A 23,560-nucleotide genomic window follows, 5' to 3' on the forward strand; every position below is an offset into this window, starting at 1 on the left:
GCCGCGCGGACGAGCGGGCTCTCAGTGAGCCCTTGTCGTCCGGCGTCTTACCAGCAGCCAGAAGCGGCCGCAAAGCAATGCGGCCGCGGCCGCAAGCCCGGTGACGAAGCCGAACCAGACGCCCTCGCCGCGAAAACCGAGCGGGAATGCGAATACCCAGGCGCAGGAGAAACCGATCGGCCAATAGGCGATCAACGCCAGCACCATCGGCACCCGCGTATCCTTGAGCCCGCGCAACAGGCTGGCACCGACCACCTGCAGCCCGTCGACCAGTTGGAAAGCCCCGGCGATCACGATCAGCGGCACCGCCAGTTCCAGCACGGTCGCGGCATCCTCCTTGCGTATATCCAGGAAGAGATTGCCGAAGAAACGCGGGATCGTCGCATACAGCACGCTGCCTATCGTCGTGAAGAGCACGCTGACCACCAGCACGGCGATGGCGGCCCGCTTCACACCCAGAAGATCGCCGCGGCCGTTGGCGAGCCCGACGCGCACCGTCGCTACCTGCGACAGGCCGAGCGGGATCATGAAGGCGATCGCCGCCAGCTGCAGCGCGATGCCGTGGGCTGCGAGCTCCAGCTTGCCGAGGATGCCCATCAGCAGGGAAGCGGCCGAAAACAGGCTGGTCTCCGCCAGAATGGTGAAGCTGATCGGCAGGCCCAGCACGACGATCTCGCGCACCATGCTCCAGTCCGGCCGCCAGAAGCGCACGAAGATCTCGTAGGCGCGCATCTTCGGCTGGCTTTCCACATAAAGCAGGGCGGCGACGAACCCGAACAGGTTGGCAGCGACCGAAGCGATCGCAGCCCCGTGCAGCCCCATGTTCGGCGCGCCGAAATGGCCAAAGATCAGCAGGTAGGCAACGCCGGCATTGATGAAGAACATCACGATCGTGACGTAGAGCACGATGCCGCCCTTCTCGAGTCCGGTGACGAAGCTTCGAAGCGCCATCAGCCCCAGTGCCGGGAAAATACCCCATTGGGCGATGCGCAGATAGCTTTGCGCATTCGCCGCGACATCCGGCTGCTGCCCGAGCGCGAGAAGGATGGGTGCCGAAAACCATAGGAGCGGGGCCGTCAGCACGCCAAAGGCGAGCGCGATCCACAACCCCATGCGCACCGTACGGCGCACCAAGCGGGTATCCCCATGCCCGAGCGCCTGAGCCACCATCGGCACCACGGCGCTGGTAAAGCCGGTGCCGAAGATGAAGACCAGGAAGAACATCTGGGTGGCGAGCACCACCGAGGCGAGTTCGGTTGTCCCGAGCCAGCCGACCAGGATGACGTCGGTCGTGTTGATCGCCATCTGCGCCAGCTGCGCCCCGACCAGCGGCACGCCGAGCGCAAATGTCGCACGCATATGCGCGGACCAGGAATTGTCCGTCGTCGTCACAGCCATGGTGGTGGAAAGGCTCGACATGACACTCCTCCGCAGACGAAAAAAGCCGCTTCCAGAAACTGGCGAGCGGCGGATGATGCAGCCTATAGAGGAGCATCATCCGTGCGGCAACACTTACAGGCGATTAAGCAGAATTTTTGGACGTCTCTTCAAGAAATCTGATGCGTAAGCTCGGCTTCGAGCGGACCCGCGGCCGTCTTTCGTGAAATCCGGGTCAAAAACACCAGAATGGCACAAGCCATGAAAATCGCCGCCATCATGTATGGCGCCCCTGCGAATTCCATCGTTGCATTCTCTCCGGTAAACGCGCTGAACAGCAGCGTGAAGATCGCCGGGCCGACGATCGTCGTCAGGCTGGTGAGGCTTGTCATCGCGCCCTGCAGCTCCCCTTGCGCCGACGGCGGCACCTTGGCCGAGGCAATGCTGCGGAGCGCCGGATCGGCGACGTTCTCGATCGTCGTGACGAGGATGACGGCGTAAACAACCCACCCCTGCCACGCGAAGGCATAGCCGGTGAGGCCGAGGCAGGAGAAACAAAGCCCGAGCACCGCGGTCCTCCATTCCCCGAGCACCGGCACCAGTTTCGGCAAAATGAACCCCATGACAAAGGCGGCGCAGATGCCGAACAGCCCGAGCGACAGACCGATCTGCCCCTCGCTCCAGCCGTAGCGATAGGCCGACACGAAGGACCAGACCGACGGATAGACCGCATGCGCCAGCCAGTAGAGGAACATCACCAGCATGACCCAGCCGATGCCCGGGTAGTGGCGCATCTGGCGCAGGGCGCCCAGCGGATTGGCGCGTTTCAGCTCGAACTTGCGGCGGTTCGCCTTATCGAGCGTTTCCGGCAGCAGGAACCAGGAGGCCACGAAGTTGGCAAGCGACAACAGACCCGCGCCGAGGAACGGCACGCGTGGTCCGAGCTCGCCGAGCAGCCCGCCGATCACCGGCCCGACCGTGAAACCGACGCCGAAGGCGATGCCGATCAGGCCAAAATTCTTGGCGCGGTTCTCGTCGTTGCTGATGTCGGCAATGTAGGCCGAGCAGGTGGCGAAACTACCGCCGGAAATGCCGGCGAGGACGCGACCGACGAACAGCATCCAGAAACTGGTGGCCGCCGCGCAGATCAGGTTGTCGAGCGCAAAGGTAAGGACGGAAGCGAGCAGGATCGGCCGCCGGCCGAAACGGTCGCTGAGGTTGCCAAGCAACGGCGCAAACAGGAATTGCATGGCGGAATAGATGAGCAGCAGCCAGCCACCGTCGACCGCGGCCGCACTCAGGTCGTCGCCGGTCAGCTCGCGCAGGAAGGCCGGCAGCACAGGCATGATGATCGCGATTCCGATGACATCGAGGAAAAGGATCATGAAGACGAGGAAAAGGCCGCGGCGCACAAATTTCGGGTCGAGCATTATAAATGTCTCTCTAGCAATGGTGTTTTCTGGAAAGACGATCAACTCGCCGGGTGCTTACATAACGGCAAAAGAAAATCGAAACAATACGTGAACATTTCAAAGTTTTTGATGAAAGGCACAACCACCGCGCATCGTTCAGCCGGTTCGGCAATCTCGGTGTCGGGCCGCACCCGCCGACAGGATGTTTCCCCGCCCGGAGGGCCGGAAGGTCTCGACAGCCCAAACCGGAGCCCATAGAGATTAGAGGTGACCTCCCTCTCTCCGGCAGACCTCTCTCATGATCGAACTTCTCTGGCGCGGCATCCTCATCGGCCTTGGCGCAACCATCCTGATGGATCTCTGGGCGATCGTCCTCAACAAGGTTTTCGGCCAGCCCAAGGCCAACTGGGCGCCGGCCGGTCGCTGGTTCTGGCACCTGGGGCGGGGAAAAGTCTTTCACGACAGCATCGCGGCGGCCGAACCCTACGAACATGAGTTGGCGCTCGGCTGGGTCGGCCATTATGCCGTCGGTCTTCTCTACGGAGTGATCCTCGCCCTGATCATGGGGCCGAACTGGTTCGCCGCCCCAACCTTCATTCCTGCGTGGATCTTCGGCATCGTCACCATCGGCGCTGGATGGTTCCTGATGCAGCCGGGCCTCGGTCTCGGCTGGGCCGCTTCGAAAACGCCGAAGCCGAACAAAGTGCGTCTCCTCAATTTCGCCGCCCATACCGTTTTCGCGCTCGGGCTTTACGGCACCGCACTGTTGATCCGCTAGTCTTCCAGATCCTGCTTCATCCGGTCGAGCATGTCGACCGCACGCGCCGCATAGGCGCCGATCCAGCGGTCGTGGATCGCCTTGATCGGCAGCGGATTGAGGTGGTTCCACCGCTCCCGGCCCTCGCGCTTCACCAGCACGAGGTCGGCCGCTTCCAGAACCTTCAGATGCTGCATCACCGTGCAGCGGTCGAGCCTTGGAAACCGGGCGCAGAGATCGCCCGTCGTCTGCGGCCGATCCTTCAGCTCGTCGAGAATCTCCCTGCGAACCGGAGCCGCCAAGGCCTTGAAAATAAGGTCGTTTTTCTCACCACTTGACATGTTATGTTTTTATAACATTATAGAGGAAGAAACAAGGGAGAAAGATCATGGAACTGAAATTCAAGGTATCCGGCCGGATTTCAAAACCGGTCGAGGAAGTGTTCGAGGCCGTCGCCGATCCGAAGCAGCTGTCGGGTTATTTTACGACAGGCGGTGCCAAGGGCCGGCTTGAGACCGGCACCATCGTTACGTGGGATTTCGCCGATTTTCCCGGCGCCTTCCCGGTGGAAGTCGTCGAGGTGGAGAAGAACAAGAAGATCGTCTTGCGCTGGGATGCCAATGACGACGACCCCACAACCCATCCGGTTCCTCCAGAGGCTAAAAACACCTACAAAACGACCATCACCATGACCTTTGATTCACTGGAGGATGGCCGCACGCTGGTGACGATCGCCGAGGAAGGCTGGCGAGAAACGCCCGCTGGACTTTCTGCCTCCTACGGCAACTGCCAGGGCTGGTCGCAGATGCTGTGTGCCCTGAAGGCCTATGTGGAATATGGGATCAACCTGCGCGAGGGGATGTATAAGTAATTGGCTCCTGAGGGTGCCACTCACCCCCCTCTGCCCTGCCGGGCATCTCCCCCTCAAGGGGGGAGATCGGCTGGAGCCTGCTCACTCCCCTGCCTTAAACGTCACATCCTTGGCAATGGTTACTTGGAGGCGGGGATCGTGCCGCCTGTGATCTCCCAACCTGAGGGGGAGATGCCCGGCAGGGCAGAGGGGGGCATCCTGGCTCCGCCCTCTCCGTCGTCATCCTCGGGTTAACACCCGAGGATCCAAACACAGCAAACCCTCAGACATTCCCCGAGAACGTATCGCAGGCCTTCATGTCGCCCGTATCGAACCCGCGCTTGAACCAGCGCGCGCGCTGCGCCGAAGTGCCGTGGTTGAAGCTTTCCGGCACGACATAACCCTGGCTGCGCTTCTGCAGCGTATCGTCGCCGATCTGCTGGGCGGCGTTGAGGGCCTCTTCGAGATCGCCGGTGTCGAGGATACCCTTCTGCTGAGTGAACTTGCCCCACACGCCGGCAAAGCAGTCGGCCTGCAGCTCGACGCGCACCGACATGCGGTTGGCATCCGCTTCGCTCATCCGCTGGCGGGCCTGGTTGAACTTCGGCAGGATGCCGAGCAGGTTCTGCACGTGGTGGCCGACCTCGTGGGCGATCACATAGGCCTCGGCAAAATCGCCGGCCGCGTCGAAGCGCTGTTCGAGTTCCTTGAAGAAGTTAGTGTCCAGGTAAAGCTTGTGGTCACCGGGGCAGTAGAACGGCCCGGTCGCGGAAGACGCAAATCCGCAGGCGGAGTTCACCTGGCCGGAAAACAGCACCAGCACCGGCTCCTGATATTGCTGGCCGTTGGCCTGGAATATGCCGTTCCAGGTATCTTCCGTCTCGGCAAGCACCGTGCGCACGAACGCAGTCGTCTCGTCGGTGGCCGGCGTGCGGTCGCCGGTCGTCTGCTGCTGCTCGAATCCCGATCCGTCCATCCCCAGTTCGCCGGACAGCAGCGAAAGCGGATTGATGCCGGTGATCCAGCAGATGATCAGGATGACGATGATCCCGCCGATGCCGAGCCCGCCCCCGCGGCGGCCACCGCCACCGATCGGAATGCGCAAGCCGCCGCGACCGAGCGGACTGCCGCCCATGGAAGCGCCACGCTGGTCCTCGACGTTGTCCGATTGCCGACGGCCTTTCCATTCCATTTTCGCTCACTCCTCTTCGGCGACATCACGCCTGCCGGGCGATATAACGCTGGCGGCCGCAAAAGCGATCCGTCCAGCATCTCATAGCCGAAGATTCGTTCTCAGGCGACCCGCAGAGCCTTCTTGCCCGGCAGGAAAACCGTCAGCAACCCGAGCGCCGGCAGGAAGGCGCAGACATTGTAGACGAAGCCGATGCCGTACCGGTCGGCAAAGACGCCGAGTACCGCCGCGGCGATGCCCCCGATGCCGAAGGCGATCCCGAAGAAGATGCCGGCGATCATGCCGACCCGGCCCGGCACCAGTTCCTGCGCCATGACCACGATCGCCGGGAAGGACGATGCCATGATGAAGCCGATAATGCCCGAAAGCGCGATCGTTATCGGCAGGTTGGCAAACGGCATGGCAAGCGTGAACGGCAGCACGCCGAGGATCGAGAACCAGATCACCACCTTCGAGCCGAACCGGTCGCCGATCGGCCCGCCGATGACGGTGCCGAGCGCCACGGCGCCGAGGAAGATGAAAAGCATGATCTGCGACTGCTGCACCGTCACCTGGAAACGCTCGATGACGAAGAACGTATAATAGCTGCCGATCGACGCCATGTAGGCATTCTTGGAAAAGGTCAGAAGCGCCAGCACGACGAGGGCGACGGTGACCGTGCGCCTGGAGAGGTTGTGGGCGTTCAGCACGCGCTTGCGGCCCTTGTTGGCAAGCATATGCGCCTTGTACCAGCGCGCCACCCACGACAGGATGACGATGCCGAGCAGCGCGATGCCGGAGAACCAGGCGACGCTCCCCTGCCCGTTCGGCACGATGATGAAGGCGGCGAGCAGCGGCCCGATCGACTGGCCGAAATTGCCGCCCACCTGGAAGACCGACTGCGCAAAGCCGTAGCGGCCACCGGACGCCAGCCGCGCGACCCGCGACGATTCCGGATGAAAGACCGCCGATCCGATGCCGATCAGCGATGCCGCGACGACCAGCATGACATAGGATTGGGCGGCCGCCAGCATGAAGAGGCCGATGAAGGTCGAACCCATGCCGACCGGCAGCGAATATGGAAAAGGCTTCTTGTCGGTGATGATGCCGATCACTGGCTGCAACAGCGAGGCCGTGCACTGGAATGCGAGCGTCAGGATGCCGATCTGCCAGAAGTCGAGGGCATAATCCGTCTTCAGCATCGGATAGATCGCCGCGATCATCGACTGCATGATGTCGTTCAGCATATGGCAGAAGCTGACCGCCAGGATGATCGGCAGCACCGTCACTTCGGCGGCAGTTGCGGAAACGGGTTTGGATGTTGCATCGGCCATGGGATTTCCTCCGCGCAAGCGGTCGTCATCGCGGATGGCGCTTGCTGCAAGTGTCTTGGACGCAGATCTAGTCCCGCAAGCCGGGCCTGTCCATGACAGCAAAGCGCCGAACGGTACGCTTCGAGGAAATTCTTGATGCCGGCTCTCTTAAGTTCGCCGCGACGCCAGCCTCTGCTGAAGGACAAGTGCTCCAGCGATACCGGCGAGCGTCAGAAGCAATATCCAGCTCGGGCCGCCGGAGAAAACCACCGCGTTCATGATCCGCCCCGGGATCAGCGTGAACAGGCCGGCGATCCCGATGCCGCCGAAATACATGCCGATGACCGCCGCCTTGTGTGCCCGGATATTATGGGCGCGGGCAGCACTGATTGCCCGCCACACCGCGACGAGCACGAAGACCGACAGGAGATGGATCGGGCTGAAGCCGTAGACGAGGTTGATCTCGTGGATGAAGAAGCTGGAGAGCGAGGTGATCACCATGAGCGCCATCCAGATCTTGCCGAGCAGTCGGTGTATCGGCGTGCCCTTAGCGTTCATCAGGATGTAGGCACCGAGCACGGTGGCCGGCAGGACGGCTGCGACATGGACCTGAACGGCAAGCGGGGCATCGAGGAGCGGCTGAAGGTTCATCGGAAATACCTGTCGAAATCATCGTGAAGCTGGGAAGCGATTGAATTGGCCGCCTGTTTCCGCCATGACTCGTTGATCCTCCACCGGAATGGCGCAGACGACGGATAAATTTCGTGAATCACCCGTTCTTGAGTTCCACGCTTCGTGAATTGCAGCTCTTCACCCGTTCCCGGCGTTTCTGGACGACCTTTGCGCTCGTTATCCTGATCTTCGTCGTCAGCGGACCCTACGGCACTTTCGAGCGGATGACGCTCGGTATCCGGCTGGGTTACTGGCTGATCGTGCACGCCGTCACCTGGTCGATCGCCATCTGCCTTTCGGTCATGGCCGAAATCCTGTTGCGGCAACATCTCAAGCATACGCTTGCCCGCATGATGATCGGCTCGCTCACCGCCGCCCTGCCGATCGGCTTTGCCCTCGGCGCAATCGACTTCGCGTTTTTCGGCCACTGGATCGAGATCGGCGACGGCTTCAGGCGGGCGCTGGTCGCGCTGCCGCTCTGTGCCCTCTTCTGCCTGCTCACCTACATGGCCATGCACCGACAGATTGCCGAGGTGTCAGCCCCGGCCCCGCCCGCATCGCCTTCTTCTGCCCCGGAGCCCGCGGCTTCCTCCTCATCCGAACCCGAAATCCTCGCCCGCCTGAAACCCCATAACCGCGGCGCACTCCTGCGGCTTTCGGTCCAGGACCATTATACCGAGGTGGTCACCAGCCGCGGCCGCGAACTGATCCTGCTGCGTTTCGCCGACGCCCTGAAGGAACTCGGGCTCACGCCCGGCCTGCAGGTGCATCGTTCCCACTGGGTGGCGGATGCGCATGTCGAAACGCTGAAACGCGACGGCGGCAAGCTTTTGCTGATCATGAAGGACGGCACGGAGATTCCCGTGAGCCGCACCTATGCCGAGGCGGTGCGGACGCGGTTCGGCGAACTCTCCCGTTAAGCGGTCCCCTGCGCCACCAACATTGCCGCGGCAGTGCCGATGGCGAAGTTGTCGAAAAGCCCGATCCCTCGGCAAGCCACGCTGAACGCTTTTCCTGTCGATTTGGCGATTTATGGGGTTCCGTTCGGGAGAACATTTGCCTATAAGCCGCGTCTAGCCTGAAAAGACATGCGCGCGTGACCCGACCGGTGGTATTCCACACCGCGCCGGTTTTCCGCGCAGGAAAAAAGCGGAAAGATACCCCATGCCCAAGCGCCAAGATTTGAAATCGATCCTCATCATCGGCGCGGGTCCGATCGTCATCGGCCAGGCATGCGAGTTCGACTATTCCGGCACCCAGGCCTGCAAGGCGCTGAAGGAGGAAGGTTACCGGGTCATCCTGGTCAACTCCAACCCGGCGACGATCATGACCGATCCCGGCCTTGCCGACGCGACCTATGTCGAGCCGATCACGCCCGAAGTCGTCGCCAAGATCATCGCCAAGGAACGGCCGGACGCGCTGCTGCCGACCATGGGCGGCCAGACCGCGCTGAATACCGCGCTCTCCCTGAAGCGGATGGGCGTGCTCGACCGCTACAATGTCGAGATGATCGGCGCCAAGCCGGCTGCCATCGACATGGCCGAGGACCGCGCCCTCTTCCGCGAGGCAATGTCCCGCATCGGGCTTGAAACCCCGAAGTCGATGCTGGCCAACGCCACCGACATCAAGGATGCCGACCGCAAGACCCATGAGATCGAGCGCAACCGGGTAAAGGAAAGCCTGACGGGTGCCGATCTCGACAAGGCGCTCGACGCGCTCGAAAACCAGTGGAACCTCGGCGAGACCGACCGCAAGCAGCGCTACATCAGCCACGCCATGGCGATCGCCGCCCAGGCGATCGACGTGGTCGGCCTGCCTGCCATCATCCGTCCCTCCTTCACGATGGGCGGCACCGGCGGCGGCATCGCCTATAACCGCTCGGAATTCTTCGAGATCGTCGGTGGCGGCCTCGACGCTTCGCCGACCACCGAAGTGCTGATCGAAGAGTCGGTGCTCGGCTGGAAGGAATACGAGATGGAGGTGATCCGCGACAAGGCGGACAACTGCATCATCATCTGCTCGATCGAGAACATCGACCCGATGGGCGTCCACACGGGCGATTCGATCACCGTCGCGCCGGCGCTGACGCTGACCGACAAGGAATACCAGATGATGCGCAACGCCTCGATCGCGGTCTTGCGCGAGATCGGCGTCGAGACCGGCGGCTCGAACGTGCAGTTCGCCGTCAACCCCAAGGACGGCCGCCTCGTCGTCATCGAAATGAACCCGCGCGTTTCGCGCTCGTCGGCGCTCGCCTCCAAGGCCACCGGCTTCCCCATCGCCAAGGTCGCCGCCAAGCTCGCGATCGGTTACACGCTCGACGAACTCGACAACGACATTACCGGGGGCGCCACACCTGCCTCGTTCGAACCGTCGATCGACTACGTCGTCACCAAGATCCCGCGTTTTGCCTTCGAGAAATTCCCGGGCGCCTCGCCGGTCCTGACCACCGCGATGAAGTCGGTCGGCGAAGTCATGGCGATCGGCCGCACCTTCGCGGAATCGCTGCAGAAGGCGTTGCGCGGCCTCGAAACCGGCCTGACCGGCCTCGACGAGATCGAAATCCCCGGCTTCGAGGAAGGCGAAAATTCCAAGAACGCCATCCGCGCCGCGATCGGCACGCCGACTCCGGACCGGCTGCGCATGGTCGCCCAGGCGCTGCGCCTTGGCCTCACCGAAGGCGAAGTCCACGAGGCCTGCAAGATCGACCCGTGGTTCATCGCCCAGCTGAAGGCGATCACCGACATGGAGGCCCGCGTCCGCGAGCACGGCCTGCCGGAGGATGCCGAGAACCTGCGCATGCTGAAGGCCATGGGTTTTTCCGACGCCCGCCTTGCAAGCCTTACCAAAAAGCGCCCGAAGGAAGTCGCCGAACTGCGCAACAGCCTGAACGTCCGCCCCGTGTTCAAGCGCATCGACACCTGCGCCGCCGAATTCGCCTCGCCGACCGCCTACATGTACTCGACCTACGAAACGCCCTTCGTCGGCAGCCTGCGTTCGGAAGCGGAAGTCTCGGCCGCCAAGAAGGTCGTCATCCTCGGCGGCGGTCCGAACCGCATCGGCCAGGGCATCGAGTTCGACTATTGCTGCTGCCACGCCGCCTTCGCGCTGAAGGATGCCGGCTATGAAGCGATCATGATCAACTGCAACCCGGAAACCGTGTCGACCGACTACGACACGTCGGACCGTCTCTATTTCGAGCCGCTGACAGCTGAAGACGTCATCGAAATCCTGCGCGCCGAGCAGGAAAAGGGTGAAGTGGTCGGCGTCATCGTCCAGTTCGGCGGCCAGACACCGCTGAAGCTTGCCGAGGCGCTCGAAAAGAACGGCATCCCGATCCTCGGCACCGCGCCCGACATGATCGACCTTGCCGAAGACCGCGACCGTTTCCAGAAGCTTCTGATGAAGCTCGATTTGAATCAGCCGAACAACGGCATCGCCTATTCCGTCGAGCAGGCCCGCCTCGTCGCCGCCGAAATCGGTTTCCCGCTGGTCGTGCGCCCGTCCTACGTGCTCGGCGGCCGCGCCATGCAGATCATCCACTCGGAATCGATGCTGCAGACCTACCTGCTCGACACCGTGCCGGGTCTCGTGCCGGAAGACATCAAGCAGCGTTACCCGAACGACAAGACCGGCCAGATCAACACCCTGCTCGGCAAGAACCCGCTTCTGTTCGACAGCTACCTGAGCAATGCGATCGAAGTCGACGTCGATTGCGTCTGCGACGGCACCGACGTTTATGTCGCCGGCATCATGGAGCATATCGAGGAAGCCGGCATCCATTCGGGTGACAGCGCCTGCTCGCTGCCGCCGCGCACCTTGTCGCCGGAAATGATCGACGAGTTGGAGCGCCAGGCGAAGGCCATGGCCAAAGCGCTGCATGTCGTCGGCCTGATGAACGTCCAGTTCGCCATCAAGGACGGAACGGTCTACGTGCTGGAAGTCAACCCGCGCGCCTCGCGCACGGTGCCCTTCGTCGCCAAGACCATCGGCGCGCCGATCGCCAAGATCGCCGCCCGCGTCATGGCCGGCGAAAAGCTCGACGCGACATTTGCCGCCTACGGCACCAAGCCGGATCCGCGCGCGCTGAAGCACATCGCCGTCAAGGAAGCCGTCTTCCCGTTCGCCCGCTTCCCGGGCGTCGATACGCTGCTCGGCCCGGAAATGCGCTCGACCGGCGAAGTCATCGGCCTCGACACCGATTTCGCGCTGGCCTTCGCAAAGTCGCAGCTCGGCGCCAGTGTCGAACTGCCTCGCGACGGCACGGTGTTCGTCTCCGTACGCGACGAGGACAAGGCGCGTGTACTCCCGGCGATCCGCATCCTGACCGATATCGGCTTCAAGGTGCTTGCAACCGGCGGCACCGCCCGCTTCCTTGCCGAACAGGGCATTGCCTCCACCCGCATCAACAAGGTGCTGGAAGGCCGTCCGCATATCGAGGACGCGATCCGCAACCGCCAGGTCCAGCTCGTCATCAACACCACGGACGGCAACAAGGCGATCTCGGATAGCAAGTCGCTGCGCCGCGCCACACTGATGCAGAAGGTGCCTTATTACACCACCATGGCGGGCGCCGAAGCCGCCGCCATGGCGATCAAGGCGCTGAAAGCCGGCAATCTCGAAGTCCGGCCACTGCAGAGCTATTTCGCCTGATATCAAAGGCACGGCCGAAGTAACACCTTCGGCCGCCGCCCTCGCCTCCCACCTTCATGTCCGGGACATGCGCCGCGCCTATACTGCGCGTAGCGGCCGGCGCCGCTTGGCCCATATCCGGAGGAGAGACACCTGCCTCGCCCTCGCCACCTTCAGCGAGGGAGCGCGGTCAGACACGCTCCCATGCCGTCAGGCATCGCGTCCATTGATGGTGACGATGACCGGCGCATGGTCGGAGGCAATGCCCTTCGGCGGCCCATCGCGGAAATGATCATCGAACACTTCCACCTTGGTCACCGTGCCGCGCCGGCGCGGATTGTTCGGGTTGAGCCCGTTGGAAACGATCGCGTAGTCGAGGATCGAACCGTGGCCCGAACTGCTATGGGTGATCGGCCGGCCCTGAAGCTGGGTCGGCACGAGTGGCCAGGTGTCGTAGAGCTTGTAGACATGTTTGAGAAAGGCGAATTCCGGCGGAATGCCGTTGCCCGGGATGCTGCCCCAGGAAAATACCCGCTCCCCTTGGGTAAGGATGCCGATCGTGTGCGAATCCGGGCCCTCGTTAAGGTCGCCGAGCAGCAGGACCGGCGCATCGTTGTCGCGATCGATGGCACGGCGGAAGAGCCTGTAGACGACGCCCGCTTCGGCCGCACGCTTGGCGACCTGATCGACGCCGGCGGCGTTGCGGAGCGCATAATATGTCTTGATCTTCTCAGCCCAGTCCGTGATCGGATCAACGTCGCGGGGGTCGACAAATGCCCCCTGTGATTTCAGGTGGCACACATAGACATCCATCCCGCCGATCCCCGGCAGGTCGATGCGCGCCGCGACCGGCGTGCGGGAAAACCTGAAGCCGGGATCGACGACCGTATCGACGTCGATATCGGCAACCCCGATCAGGTCGCCCACTGCCGTAAACGGATGGCGCGAGGCGATCGCTACCGTGGCATTCACGTAGATCGCGCTGTCATCAGCGTCGAAGATCGGCGCGCCGGCATTGTAGAAATGCGGATAGCCCGCGGCTGCAGCGAGCTCCCGCAGAGCTTCGAACGACACCACTTCCTGAAAGCCGACCACATCGGCATTCATCTGCGCCAGCATGCTGGAAATCCAGTCCCGCTTGGCCTGCCATTGTTCCGGCGTATAGGTCGATTTGGGATCTCGCTCATGCCAGAAAATGCCCGGCGCGGCGAAATGATAAAGATTGAAGGTCGCGAATCTGAAATCGGCCATGCCTGCCTCCCGCAAAATGGCGAATGCCAAGATTGATGCATCTACTTAAAATTGTAAACATGACATGGTGATGATACTCTCCGAGCTACATCATTTCGGGGGAAACCATGTCGAAGAATATCGTCATTCTGTTCGACGGCACGTCGAATGAAATATCCGCCGATCGTACCAATATCCTGAGACTGTTCGGCTGCCTGAAGCGCTCGGACGAACAGATCGTCTATTATGATCCCGGCGTCGGCACCTTCGGGGCTGCAAATTCCTGGTCGAGATTCTATCGCAAGGCCTTTGAAGTCTGGGGGCTGGCCACCGGCTGGGGTTTGGACGAGAACGTCAAGGAAGCCTATCGTTTCCTGGTCGAGAACTATGAGCACGGCCCTAAGAACGTCGATGGCCGGCATGCCGACCGGGACCGCATCTACATCTTCGGCTTCAGCCGCGGCGCCTATTCGGCGCGGGTGCTGGCCGGCTTCATCCACGCCTTCGGCCTGACCACCAAATATCATCTGAACCTGCTGGACTACGCCTACAAGACCTACAAGGGCATTCCCGAGCAGGAACAGCGCAGCGAAGATGCGGCGATCGAGGATGAAGACACATCCTCGGCATTCGCCAGCATGCGCCTCTACGAGCGGATGCTCCGCAACGACCGGCCGCCGATCGCTCTGCTCGGCCTTTTCGATACGGTGGCGTCGGTCATCGAATCGGGCAAATGGCGGCCGCAATTGAAGACCCATCCCTTCACCCGCAAGAACCCGAGCGTCGAATGCGTCCGCCATGCGGTGGCGATCGACGAGCGTCGCACCATGTTCCAGCCGGAACTGTGGATACCGGACCAGGATTATTGGGGCGGCCCGTTCAAACCGAAAACCGAAGTCGCCAAACAGAACTTCAAGGAAGTCTGGTTTTCCGGGGTGCACGGCGATATCGGCGGCGGTTACCCCGAAGCCGAGAGCGGCCAAATCAAGCTCCCGCTCGACTGGATGATCCGCGAGACTGGGTCGACCGGCCTCATCTACGTCACGCGCACCATCAACAATATCGTGCTCGGCAAGAACGCCAACAAATACGTCCCGCCGAATCCCAAAGCCCAGCTGCACGACTCGATGACGAAGGGCTGGAAAATCCTTGAATACGTTCCGCGACGGGTCCCGGAGAGCTCATGGCGCAAACGGGGCCATCGCACGGGCCTGTATTTTCCCCTCGAAGACCGGCGCCTCATTCCGGACGGCGCGAAGCTTCACGACTCGGTCAAGACCCGGCTGGATGCCGGCGACTATGATCCGCCCAACCTGCCGAAAGCGCCGACCTTCGTCCCTTGATACCCAACCCTGCGTGACGCCGATGCCTCCGCTTCACAGTTCCGCTGGAGGCACAGGAAGCATCGTATTTGGCGGCATCCGAAAGGATCGCCAGGCGTTCTTTCAGCGACTTCTTCATTAGCATGTTCACTAAATGTTCTTTTCGCGTCCGTCAAGTCATTGACAAATGGTGCCGCTTGCATCCACATGCTGCGGGAGGGGCACACGGACAGGGTTTCGAAATTCCTAGCGCTCGCTGTCGAAATTCTGTTATAGTGACCCACATTCTGATTTTACGATGGTTCCGAAGTTTCGCTCCGGAACCTGTTTCTTTTTGTGTCCGCGGCATCCGCGGGCATGCGCCTGAAGGACAAGGAAATGGTTGAAAAGGTACCGATGACGCAGAGCGGTTTTTCCAAACTGCAGGAAGAGCTGCGCTGGCGCCAGCAGGAGGAGCGTCCCCGTATCATCGAGGCAATTGCAGAAGCGCGCGCCCATGGCGACCTTTCGGAAAACGCCGAGTACCATGCTGCCAAGGAGGCCCAAAGCCACAACGAAGGCCGTATTACGGAACTCGAGGATCTGACGGCACGCGCCGAAGTCATCGATTTGTCCAAGATGTCCGGCTCGAAGATCAAGTTCGGCGCGACCGTCAAGCTCATCGACGAGGATACGGAAGAAGAAAAGGTCTACCAGATCGTCGGTGACCAGGAAGCCGATGTGAAGGCTGGCCGTATCTCCATCTCTTCGCCGATCGCGCGCGCGATGATCGGCAAGGAAAAGGGCGATTCCATCGAAGTTGTCGCCCCCGGCGGCTCCAAGGCCTACGAAATCCTCGCCATTTCCTGGGGCTGATACGCCCGTGGGTAAAAGCGGCGATCCCGCCATCATCGATATCCGTGACGTCGAAGTGATTGCGCCGAATTTCAAGCGGCGGCTCTCCGGCGTCACGTCGACGATCATCCAGCTCGTGCCAGTCCAGAGATCGCTCGGCCAGAAGGTCGCAGCGCTTGGCCCCGGCCTGCCTGCCGATCTGCCGCATATCCGTTACCGCGACCTCTTCCGCCTCTGGTCGCCGCCGCGCGGCAAACGGTGCCGGATCTGGCACGCGCGCCGCAATATCGAGATGCTGCCGGCAATTTTCATGCGCGACGCGCTGCGCATGCCGCTGAAAATCGTCTTCACCTCCGCCTCGCAACGGCACCATACCGGCTGGACGAAATGGCTGGTCTCGAAGATGGACGGCGTGATCGCCACCAGCGGCAAGACGGCCGATTACCTGGCAGTCAAGAACACCGTCGTGCTGCACGGCATCGATACCGTCCGCTTCTCGCCGCCATCGGACAAGGGTGAGGCGAAGCGCGCCCGCGGCCTCGATCCGGCACAGAAGATCGTCGGCTGCTTCGGCCGCGTGCGGCGGCAGAAGGGCACCGATCTCTTCGTGGATTCGATGATCCGGGTGCTTTCCGAGCGCAAGGACTGGTCGGCGATCATCGCTGGCCGCGCCACCGGCCCGCATGTGGATTTCGAGGACGGATTGAAGAACAAGGTCGCCGCCGCCGGCCTTGCCGACCGCATCCTGTTCGTCGGCGAGCATACCGATATCAACGAATGGTATCGCGCCCTCGACCTCTTCATCGCGCCGCAGCGCTGGGAAGGTTTCGGGTTGACGCCGCTGGAAGCAATGGCGACCGCGGTCCCGGTGATCGCCACCGATGTCGGCGCCTTCCCTGAGCTTCTGGTGACGGGCGACGAAGAGACCGGCGTGATCATCGCCCGCGACAGCGTCGATGCCATGGCCGAGGCCGCAGCCGCCTTCATGGACAACGAAGCCCGACGCAAGGCCGCTTCGGCTCGCTCCCGCGCCCATGCGCTGGAAAATTTCAGCATTGAGGGCGAGGCCAAACTGCTCGGCAATATCTACCGGATCACGGCTTCCGCTTGAAAAGCTCGATATAGGCGTTCGCCACCGCCTCTTCCGAAAACTGCCCGACCAGCGTCGCCCTGCCCTTTTCGCCAAGGCTCGCAGCCAGCTGAGGGTCTGCGATCAACTGGTTGATGGCGCGCGAATAGCCCGGGACGTCGTCGATATCGACGAGCAGGCCGTTTTCGCCGTCGCGCATGAACCAGGACGGACCCTCCGAGCGTGAGGAAATCACCGGCTTGCTCTGCGCCCATGCCTCGAAAATGACGTTGCCGAGCGGCTCGTGGCTGGATGGCATGATGAAGATGTCGGCGGCGGCAAGATACGGCCGCGTATCCTTGTGCCAGCCGAGGAACCGCACCCGGTTCTCCATCTTGTGCTCGCGCATGACAGCTTCCAGCGCTTCCCGCTCCTCGCCGTCGCCGGCGATCCACAGATAGGCGTCCGGCACCGCCGCCATCGCCTCGATCAGCAGGTGGAAACGCTTGCGCTTGACGAAACGGCCCATCGTCATGATCAGCGGCACGCCGTCTGGCGTATCGGCAACCGACCTTGAGATCGGCGCCACGACCGACGTATCGGTGAAGTTCGAAATCACCTCGACGCCGCGGGTCCAGCCGAGATTGTTGCGCACATGGTCGGCAATGCCGGGCGTATTGCAGACGAGAATGTCGGAATTCTTGAAATAACCGAGGTGGGTCGGATAGTCGCCGAGACGGGAGAGCTTGATACCGCCCTTATAGTCCGGCATCAGCCGGGCGCCGCGGGTGGACCAGGAAATGATCGCGTCGGCCTTGTCCCGCTTGGCCATGGACAGCACCTTCATCGGCAGAAGGATACGGTCGATCGACAGGTTGCGGAAATTGCTCTCGATCACCTTGGCATGGGCCTCGACATCCGGCTTCCAGCGGCGGTTCCAGCGCATTACGGCCGTCTGCTCTACGCCACGCCGCGCAAGCGCGCCGACCAGATGCACGAAGAACTTCTCCGCCCCGCCGTCCTTGCCGAAAATATACTGGTGAACCCGCATCGATGTCGCCTCGCCTGTCTGTTTTCCGCCGCTTTATACCGGAAACCAGCATCTGTAGGCAGCGCCGCCTATATGTTACGGTTGAAAAACCTGCGCAAGGGGTATGGGAATGGTTGTCGCTGAAATCTTGGGGGCTGGGCAGGATGGGGCTGCAGTGACCCTTCCGCACCGGTCCGGCCGATGTTATCGGGAAGAAAGCCCCGCTTGTTCCCAAAAAGGCCGGGTCACGATATAGCAAAGCTCAAACAGCTTCGACCACGTCGACGCACCATCACAAGTCTACCGGCGACGGAAGCGGCCGTGGCGGACGAAAAGCCGCAGCGCCTCCTCGCTGAAAAAGGGTAAAATGCAATCGCTTGAGACCTATGTCATCAATCTGGATGGCAGCAATGACCGCCTGCAGACCATCAGCGACCGTCTTTCAGCCTTCGGCATCGCCTTCGAACGGATCTCCGCCGTCGACGGCCGCAAGTTCGATCTCGCGACGATCCCGGACTACGACGCCGAGCGCGCCCAGAGCTATATGGGCCGCACCCTCGTCGGCGGCGAAATCGGCTGCTACCGCAGCCACCTGAAGGTCGCCGAACATTTCCTGAAATCCGACGCCCGTTATGCATTGGTGCTGGAAGACGATGCGCTGCCGCTCTGCAACCCGGTCGAACTGCTCGAAGCGGCCCTGCCGGATCTCGAAAAGCTCGATCCCGACTGGCGGCTGATCAATATCGGCAATAACAAGCTGAAGATCGCCACACCGCTCGCCCGTTACGGCATCGGCGGACACGACTGCGAACTGGTGGCCGCCCATTATTTCCCGATGACGACGAGCGCGATCGTCTGGTCGCGCGAAGGCGCCCGGCTCTTCATCGAGGAGCATGGCAAGATGTTCGCTCCGGTTGACAATTATTTCCGCCACTGGCTGACCCGCACCGGCCACGGCTACTCCTTCTGGCCCTCGCCCGTCACCACTACGGATGCCGCAAGCGAAATCCTGGCGAGCTCCGGCCGGGCCAGAAAAACCAACAAGCGGAAATGGTTCTACGCGTTCGCCAAGCAGCGGCGCCTGATGGAAGACAAGCTGATCGCTTTCATCCACAAGAAGCGGTTTCGTCCTGCCGGAAGCAAGTGACGAGGCGCCCGCCGGCAACGGTGAGCGTCAGATTTCCACCAGCCCCAGATGCTTGACCTGACGGATGGTCAGCATGGTGCGGACGGTATCGACATGCTGGTCGGCGGTCAGCACCTCGATGACGAAGTCCTGGAAGACGGTGAGGTTCTGGGCTGCGCAGCGCAGCAGGAAATCGCTGTCGCCGTTGACCATCCAGGCCTCCCGCACCATCGGCCATTGCTGGACCTTCGCCCCGAAGGCCTTCAAGTCCGCGTCCGACTGGCGCTTCAGCCCGACCATGCAGAAGGCGACGAGATCCACGCCCAGTTTCGGGGCGTTGAGCAGCGCGTGATAACCTTCGATGATACCGGCGTCCTCGAGCTTGCGCACGCGGCGCAGGCAGGGCGGGGCGGAAATGCCGACGCGTTCTGCGAGCTCGACATTGGTCATGCGCCCGTCACGTTGCAATTCCCGCAGGATTTTTAGGTCGATGGCATCAAGATCGGCGCGAAGCACATAGGTCCCCTTCAATTCTGCAGTGCTTTTATCGCAAGAGGAATTTTACGCAAGAATATGTCTTGGGGCGCTTGGGCTTCGGTTTCCATGCCAACTGATCTGTTGTTAGTGCAAGGCTGCCCTTGCATTGCTGCATGGATCGATCTTACATGGCGCTTCTAAAGCGGCAGACCGGACATCGACCACCTATATGAGGGGCAACGAAACGTCGACCGGTCTTTGAAAGGAAATTACTCCATGTCCTCCCGTCATACCGAGGTCCTGATCATCGGCTCCGGCCCGGCCGGTTATACGGCCGCCATCTACGCGGCGCGCGCCATGCTGAAACCGGTTTTGATCGCCGGCATGGAACAGGGCGGCCAGCTGATGATCACCACGGATGTCGAAAACTATCCGGGCTTCGGCGATCCGATCCAGGGTCCCTGGCTGATGGAGCAGATGCTGAAACAGGCGACCCATGTGGGCGCCGAGATCGTCAACGACCTCGTCACCGAGGTCGAACTCCACCATCGCCCCTTCACCGTGCGCACCGATTCTGGCGCCGTCTGGACCGCCGAGACGATCATCATCTCGACCGGCGCCAAGGCAAAATGGCTCGGCATCGAAACCGAACAGCAGTTCCAGGGCTTTGGCGTGTCCGCCTGCGCCACCTGCGACGGCTTCTTCTATCGCAACAAGGACGTGATCGTGGTCGGCGGCGGCAATTCCGCGGTCGAGGAAGCGCTCTACCTGTCGAATATCGCCAAGACGGTGACCGTGGTGCATCGCCGCGATAGTTTCCGCTCCGAAAAAATCCTGCAGGAACGCCTTTTCCAGCGCCCCAATGTCAACGTGCTGTGGAACACCGAAATCGCCGAGATCACCGGCAAGCCGGCCAAGGCGCCGATGCCGCCGTCCGTCGAGGGCGTCAAGCTACGCAACACCCAGACGGGTACCGTCACCGACTTCCCCATCCATGGCGTCTTCGTGGCCATCGGCCATGCGCCGGCGACGGAACTGTTCCAGGGCAAATTGAAGATGAAGCCGAACGGTTATCTCTGGACGGCGCCGGATTCGACCGCCACCGACGTGCCCGGCGTGTTTGCCGCCGGCGACGTGACGGACGACACTTTCCGCCAGGCGATCACCGCCGCCGGCATGGGCTGCATGGCAGCGCTCGAGGCCGAACGTTACCTCTCCGGCATCCAGCCGGTTGCCATAGCCGCGGAGTGACGTTGAACGATGGGTGTGCCGCTCGACTGGGATAAACTGCGCATTTTCCACGCGGCGGCGGAGGCGGGATCCTTCACCCATGCGGCCGACAAGCTGCATCTTTCCCAGTCGGCGATCAGCCGTCAGGTCAGCGCGCTGGAACAGGATGTCGGGGTAAAACTCTTCCATCGCCACGCACGCGGCCTGATCCTCACCGAACAGGGCGAACTGCTCTACCGCACCGCCCACGACGTGCTCCTGAAGCTCGAAACGGTGAAGATGCAGCTCACCGAGACGACGGAAAAGCCGTCCGGCAAGCTGCGCGTGACGACGACCGTCGGCCTCGGCCAGGGCTGGCTCACCGACAAGGTGCAGGAATTCCTGCAGCTCTATCCGGAAATGTCGATCCAGTTGATCCTCGACAACGAGGAAGTGGACGTCAACATGCGCCATGCGGATTGCGCCATCCGGCTTCGTCAGCCGGTGCAGTCCGACCTCATCCAGCGCAAGCTCTTCACCGTCCACATGCACGTCTATGCGGCCCCCTCCTACATCAACCGTTACGGCGAGCCGCAATCCGTCGAGGATCTCGACCAACATCGCATCATCACCTTCGGGGAACCGGCGCCGAACTACCTGCTCGACGTCAACTGGCTGGAATACGCGGGCCGGTCGTCGGACAATACCCGCACGCCGCATCTGCAGATCAACAGCCAGACCTCGATCAAGCGCGCCTGCCTGCTGGGAATCGGCATCGCCTGCCTGCCGGACTATATCGTCGGCCGCGATCCGGGGCTGATTCAGCTGGCCATCAATGCCGACATCCCGTCCTTCGACACCTATTTCTGCTATCCGGATGAAATGAAGAACGCCGCGAAGCTGAAAGTCTTCCGCGATTTCGTGGTGGGCAAGGCCCGCAACTGGAGCTTCTGACCGGCGCCGGTCCGGACCGGATATGCCCCCGAAAACCCTAGAACGCTGGGGATTTCGCGGCTTCTGCGGCCGCCTGATATGTAACCACTGAGCGCATTAAATTAAAGCGTTGCACCTCATGCATGGCTGTCCTGCACAAAAGAGTATTGTTCACTGCACAAAAAACCACCATATCGCTCACAGCTGATGCACATGGCGGCTTTTCCTCCCAGTTCCGCCGCAGCAGCTGTTCCCCTCTGGAGGTTTTTTTGACCTTCACACTTATAGGGCCCTGGAGCGATCCAGTGGCCCTCTTTTTTTGCCCTGAATTCTGCCGTTGCTCATTCACCGGTTTCCGCCGCCGCAGTCCGCGTGAAAACTTCTGTTCAATATCCCATCCATACCCTTGTCGAGCGAAACCTGGCTCCCCATATTGAGTTCAGCTGGCGCGCTTCGGCGACGTCCCTGTCGTCTGTGCCGGCTGTTCCCCTCTGGAGGTTTTGACCTTCACAATTATTGGGCCTCGGAGCGATCCGGCGGCCCATTTTTTTTACAATCCCCCGCTTCTCCGCAAACCGCTCCCTTTAAATCGTCATCCGACGATCTATATATCGGGAAACTCCGATGTTGGATCCTGATCATGGACAAGACGGAAATTCTGAAAGCGCTGGCGCATCCGGTCCGGGTCGAATTCCTGGAATGGATGAAGGAGCCGGAACGTCATTTTTGCGATCAGGCGCACCCGCTCGAAATGGGCATCTGCGCCAGCCAGTTCGAAAAACGCTGCGGCCTCTCCCAATCCACGGTCTCGGCGCATCTTTCGACGCTCGAGAAAGCCCGCCTGGTGAAAATCGACCGGGTCGGCCAATGGGCATTCTACCACCGCGACGAAAAAACCATCGCGGCCTTCCTCGACGATCTCAGATCGACCCTCTGATCCCCCGCCTCTCCTCCCAACAGCATAAGGAATTTTCCGATGGCCAGCATTTTTGATCCGACCACGTTCGGCGATATCGAACTCGCCAATCGCGTCGTCATGGCTCCCCTGACGCGCAACCGTTCGCCGAAAGCGATCCCCAACAACCTCAACGTCACCTATTACGAACAGCGCGCCAGCGCGGGTCTGATCGTCACCGAAGGCACGCCGGTCAGCCAGCAGGGCCAGGGTTATGCGGACGTACCGGGCCTGTATCTGCCGCAGGCGATCGAAGGCTGGAAGAAGGTGACGGATGCCGTCCACCGCAGGGGCGGCAAGATCGTCACCCAGATTTGGCATGTCGGCCGTGTCTCGCACACCTCCCTGCAGCCGAACAGCGGCGCTCCCGTTGCACCCTCGGCCATTCCCGCCGGCGGCAAGACCTACATCATCAATCCGGATGGCAACGGCGCCTTTGTCGATACCTCCGCTCCCCGCGCGCTGGAACATGCGGAAATCGCCGGCATCGTCGCTGATTTCGCCAAGGGCGCCCGCGCCGCGATCGACGCCGGTTTCGACGGCATCGAAATCCACGGCGCCAACGGCTACCTGATCGACCAGTTCCTGAAGTCCGGCGCCAACCAGCGCACGGACGAATACGGCGGCTCGATCGAGAACCGGGCACGGTTCCTGGTGGAAGTCGTCGATGCGGTGACCAAGGAAATCGGCGCCGGCCGCGTCGGCATCCGCCTGTCGCCGGTGACACCGGCCAATGGCGTCAGCGATCCCGATCCGCAGGCCGTCTTCAACTATGTCGTAGAACAGCTCGGACCCCGCGGCCTCTCCTTCATCCACCTGATCGAAGGTGCCACCGGCGGCGACCGCGCCTTCTTCCAGGGCGACAAGCCCTTTGATTACCAGGAACTCAAGGATATCTACCGCAAGGCCGGCGGCAAGGGCGGCTGGCTCGTCAACAACGGTTATGACGGCGAAAGCGCCTCCAAGGCCGTCGAAAGCGGTTATGCCGACGCGGTCGCCTTCGGCAAGCTCTTCCTCGCCAACCCGGATCTCGTCCAGCGCCTCAAGGACAATGCGCCGCTCAACGAGGCCGACAAGTCCACCTTCTACGGCGGCGGCGCCAAGGGCTATACCGACTACCCGGTGCTCGAAGCGGTCGCCTGATGCATTTCGGAAGGGCCGCCCAAAAGCGGCCCTTTCCTTGAGAACACC

21 protein-coding genes are annotated in these 23,560 nt (G+C 61.7%); 12 read left to right on the forward strand and 9 right to left on the reverse strand.

The genetic code is table 11. From position 1 onward, the window contains the following. Window positions 1-21 precede the first annotated feature (21 nt). Together C5J22_RS07045 and C5J22_RS07050 are read right to left on the reverse strand one after the other, a co-directional pair. Window positions 22-1,419: an MATE family efflux transporter gene (locus C5J22_RS07045; protein WP_105437699.1), complete on the reverse strand. Its 1,398-nt coding sequence runs from the start codon at window positions 1,417-1,419 to the stop codon at window positions 22-24. 128 nt (window positions 1,420-1,547) lie between these two features. Continuing rightward, complete coding sequence (locus C5J22_RS07050) at window positions 1,548-2,807, reverse strand: TCR/Tet family MFS transporter (protein ID WP_046633066.1); 1,260 nt, start codon at window positions 2,805-2,807, stop codon at window positions 1,548-1,550. A gap of 280 nt (window positions 2,808-3,087) precedes the next feature. On the opposite strand from C5J22_RS07050, the gene C5J22_RS07055 reads away from it, so the two are divergent. Beyond that, window positions 3,088-3,567, forward strand: coding sequence for a DUF2938 domain-containing protein (locus tag C5J22_RS07055; RefSeq protein WP_105437700.1), 480 nt, complete (start codon window positions 3,088-3,090; stop codon window positions 3,565-3,567). Here C5J22_RS07055 and C5J22_RS07060 read toward each other — a convergent pair. Continuing rightward, window positions 3,564-3,887: a helix-turn-helix transcriptional regulator gene (locus tag C5J22_RS07060; RefSeq protein ID WP_105437701.1), complete on the reverse strand. Its 324-nt coding sequence runs from the start codon at window positions 3,885-3,887 to the stop codon at window positions 3,564-3,566. The two genes, C5J22_RS07055 and C5J22_RS07060, sit on opposite strands and share 4 nt — an antisense overlap. A gap of 47 nt (window positions 3,888-3,934) precedes the next feature. Here C5J22_RS07060 and C5J22_RS07065 point away from each other — a divergent pair, with 47 nt between their 5' ends. Then, window positions 3,935-4,417: an SRPBCC family protein gene (locus C5J22_RS07065; protein WP_105437702.1), complete on the forward strand. Its 483-nt coding sequence runs from the start codon at window positions 3,935-3,937 to the stop codon at window positions 4,415-4,417. Between the two features lie 262 nt (window positions 4,418-4,679). Here C5J22_RS07065 and C5J22_RS07070 read toward each other — a convergent pair whose 3' ends face one another. The 3 genes from C5J22_RS07070 to C5J22_RS07080 all read right to left on the reverse strand — a co-directional run bounded on the left by C5J22_RS07070 (window position 4,680) and on the right by C5J22_RS07080 (window position 7,531). Next, a complete protein-coding gene (locus C5J22_RS07070) occupies window positions 4,680-5,588 on the reverse strand; it encodes a neutral zinc metallopeptidase (protein WP_105437703.1) in 909 nt (302 codons plus the stop codon). 101 nt (window positions 5,589-5,689) lie between these two features. Next, window positions 5,690-6,901, reverse strand: a complete 1,212-nt coding sequence (locus C5J22_RS07075) for an MFS transporter (RefSeq protein WP_105437704.1) — start codon at window positions 6,899-6,901, stop codon at window positions 5,690-5,692. Between the two features lie 147 nt (window positions 6,902-7,048). Beyond that, window positions 7,049-7,531, reverse strand: coding sequence for a DUF2306 domain-containing protein (locus C5J22_RS07080; RefSeq protein WP_105400546.1), 483 nt, complete (start codon window positions 7,529-7,531; stop codon window positions 7,049-7,051). A gap of 113 nt (window positions 7,532-7,644) precedes the next feature. Between C5J22_RS07080 and C5J22_RS07085 the strand changes: the two genes are divergently transcribed. Both C5J22_RS07085 and carB read left to right on the forward strand, forming a co-directional pair. Continuing rightward, window positions 7,645-8,472: a LytTR family DNA-binding domain-containing protein gene (locus C5J22_RS07085; RefSeq protein WP_105437705.1), complete on the forward strand. Its 828-nt coding sequence runs from the start codon at window positions 7,645-7,647 to the stop codon at window positions 8,470-8,472. 244 nt (window positions 8,473-8,716) lie between these two features. Further along, window positions 8,717-12,205, forward strand: a complete 3,489-nt coding sequence (gene carB / locus C5J22_RS07090; RefSeq protein ID WP_105437706.1) for a carbamoyl-phosphate synthase large subunit — start codon at window positions 8,717-8,719, stop codon at window positions 12,203-12,205. A gap of 189 nt (window positions 12,206-12,394) precedes the next feature. Here carB and C5J22_RS07095 read toward each other — a convergent pair whose 3' ends face one another. After that, window positions 12,395-13,435, reverse strand: coding sequence for an endonuclease/exonuclease/phosphatase family protein (locus C5J22_RS07095; protein ID WP_105437707.1), 1,041 nt, complete (start codon window positions 13,433-13,435; stop codon window positions 12,395-12,397). A gap of 107 nt (window positions 13,436-13,542) precedes the next feature. Here C5J22_RS07095 and C5J22_RS07100 point away from each other — a divergent pair, with 107 nt between their 5' ends. From C5J22_RS07100 to C5J22_RS07115, 3 genes are all read left to right on the forward strand, one after another. Then, window positions 13,543-14,757, forward strand: coding sequence for a DUF2235 domain-containing protein (locus C5J22_RS07100; RefSeq protein WP_105437708.1), 1,215 nt, complete (start codon window positions 13,543-13,545; stop codon window positions 14,755-14,757). Window positions 14,758-15,114: 357 nt separating this feature from the next. Then, complete coding sequence (gene greA / locus C5J22_RS07110) at window positions 15,115-15,591, forward strand: transcription elongation factor GreA (protein WP_105400937.1); 477 nt, start codon at window positions 15,115-15,117, stop codon at window positions 15,589-15,591. A 31-nt stretch (window positions 15,592-15,622) separates the two neighbouring features. After that, window positions 15,623-16,681, forward strand: coding sequence for a glycosyltransferase family 4 protein (locus C5J22_RS07115; RefSeq protein WP_105438098.1), 1,059 nt, complete (start codon window positions 15,623-15,625; stop codon window positions 16,679-16,681). Here the strand turns inward: C5J22_RS07115 and C5J22_RS07120 are convergent. After that, complete coding sequence (locus C5J22_RS07120) at window positions 16,665-17,690, reverse strand: glycosyltransferase (protein WP_105437710.1); 1,026 nt, start codon at window positions 17,688-17,690, stop codon at window positions 16,665-16,667. The two genes, C5J22_RS07115 and C5J22_RS07120, sit on opposite strands and share 17 nt — an antisense overlap. A 346-nt stretch (window positions 17,691-18,036) precedes the next feature. On the opposite strand from C5J22_RS07120, the gene C5J22_RS07125 reads away from it, so the two are divergent. Further along, a complete protein-coding gene (locus C5J22_RS07125; RefSeq protein WP_105437711.1) occupies window positions 18,037-18,816 on the forward strand; it encodes a glycosyltransferase family 25 protein in 780 nt (259 codons plus the stop codon). Window positions 18,817-18,843: 27 nt separating this feature from the next. Here the strand turns inward: C5J22_RS07125 and C5J22_RS07130 are convergent, their stop codons facing one another. Then, window positions 18,844-19,311, reverse strand: coding sequence for an Lrp/AsnC family transcriptional regulator (locus tag C5J22_RS07130; RefSeq protein ID WP_105438099.1), 468 nt, complete (start codon window positions 19,309-19,311; stop codon window positions 18,844-18,846). A gap of 237 nt (window positions 19,312-19,548) precedes the next feature. Between C5J22_RS07130 and trxB the strand changes: the two genes are divergently transcribed. The 4 genes from trxB (at window position 19,549) to C5J22_RS07150 (ending at window position 23,512) form a co-directional block, all read left to right on the forward strand. After that, window positions 19,549-20,523, forward strand: a complete 975-nt coding sequence (trxB, locus tag C5J22_RS07135; protein ID WP_105400539.1) for a thioredoxin-disulfide reductase — start codon at window positions 19,549-19,551, stop codon at window positions 20,521-20,523. 15 nt (window positions 20,524-20,538) lie between these two features. Further along, on the forward strand, window positions 20,539-21,435 hold the full coding sequence (locus C5J22_RS07140) for a LysR family transcriptional regulator VtlR (RefSeq protein WP_046633779.1): 897 nt from the start codon (window positions 20,539-20,541) through the stop codon (window positions 21,433-21,435). 619 nt (window positions 21,436-22,054) lie between these two features. Continuing rightward, window positions 22,055-22,351 (forward strand): helix-turn-helix transcriptional regulator, encoded by a 297-nt coding sequence (locus C5J22_RS07145; protein WP_046603889.1) that lies wholly within the window; start codon window positions 22,055-22,057, stop codon window positions 22,349-22,351. A 39-nt stretch (window positions 22,352-22,390) separates the two neighbouring features. After that, window positions 22,391-23,512: an alkene reductase gene (locus tag C5J22_RS07150; protein WP_105437712.1), complete on the forward strand. Its 1,122-nt coding sequence runs from the start codon at window positions 22,391-22,393 to the stop codon at window positions 23,510-23,512. Window positions 23,513-23,560: the final 48 nt, after the last annotated feature.

It is taken from the genome of Neorhizobium sp. T25_13 (genome assembly GCF_002968675.1).
In the GTDB taxonomy this organism is placed as follows: domain Bacteria; phylum Pseudomonadota; class Alphaproteobacteria; order Rhizobiales; family Rhizobiaceae; genus Neorhizobium; species Neorhizobium tomejilense.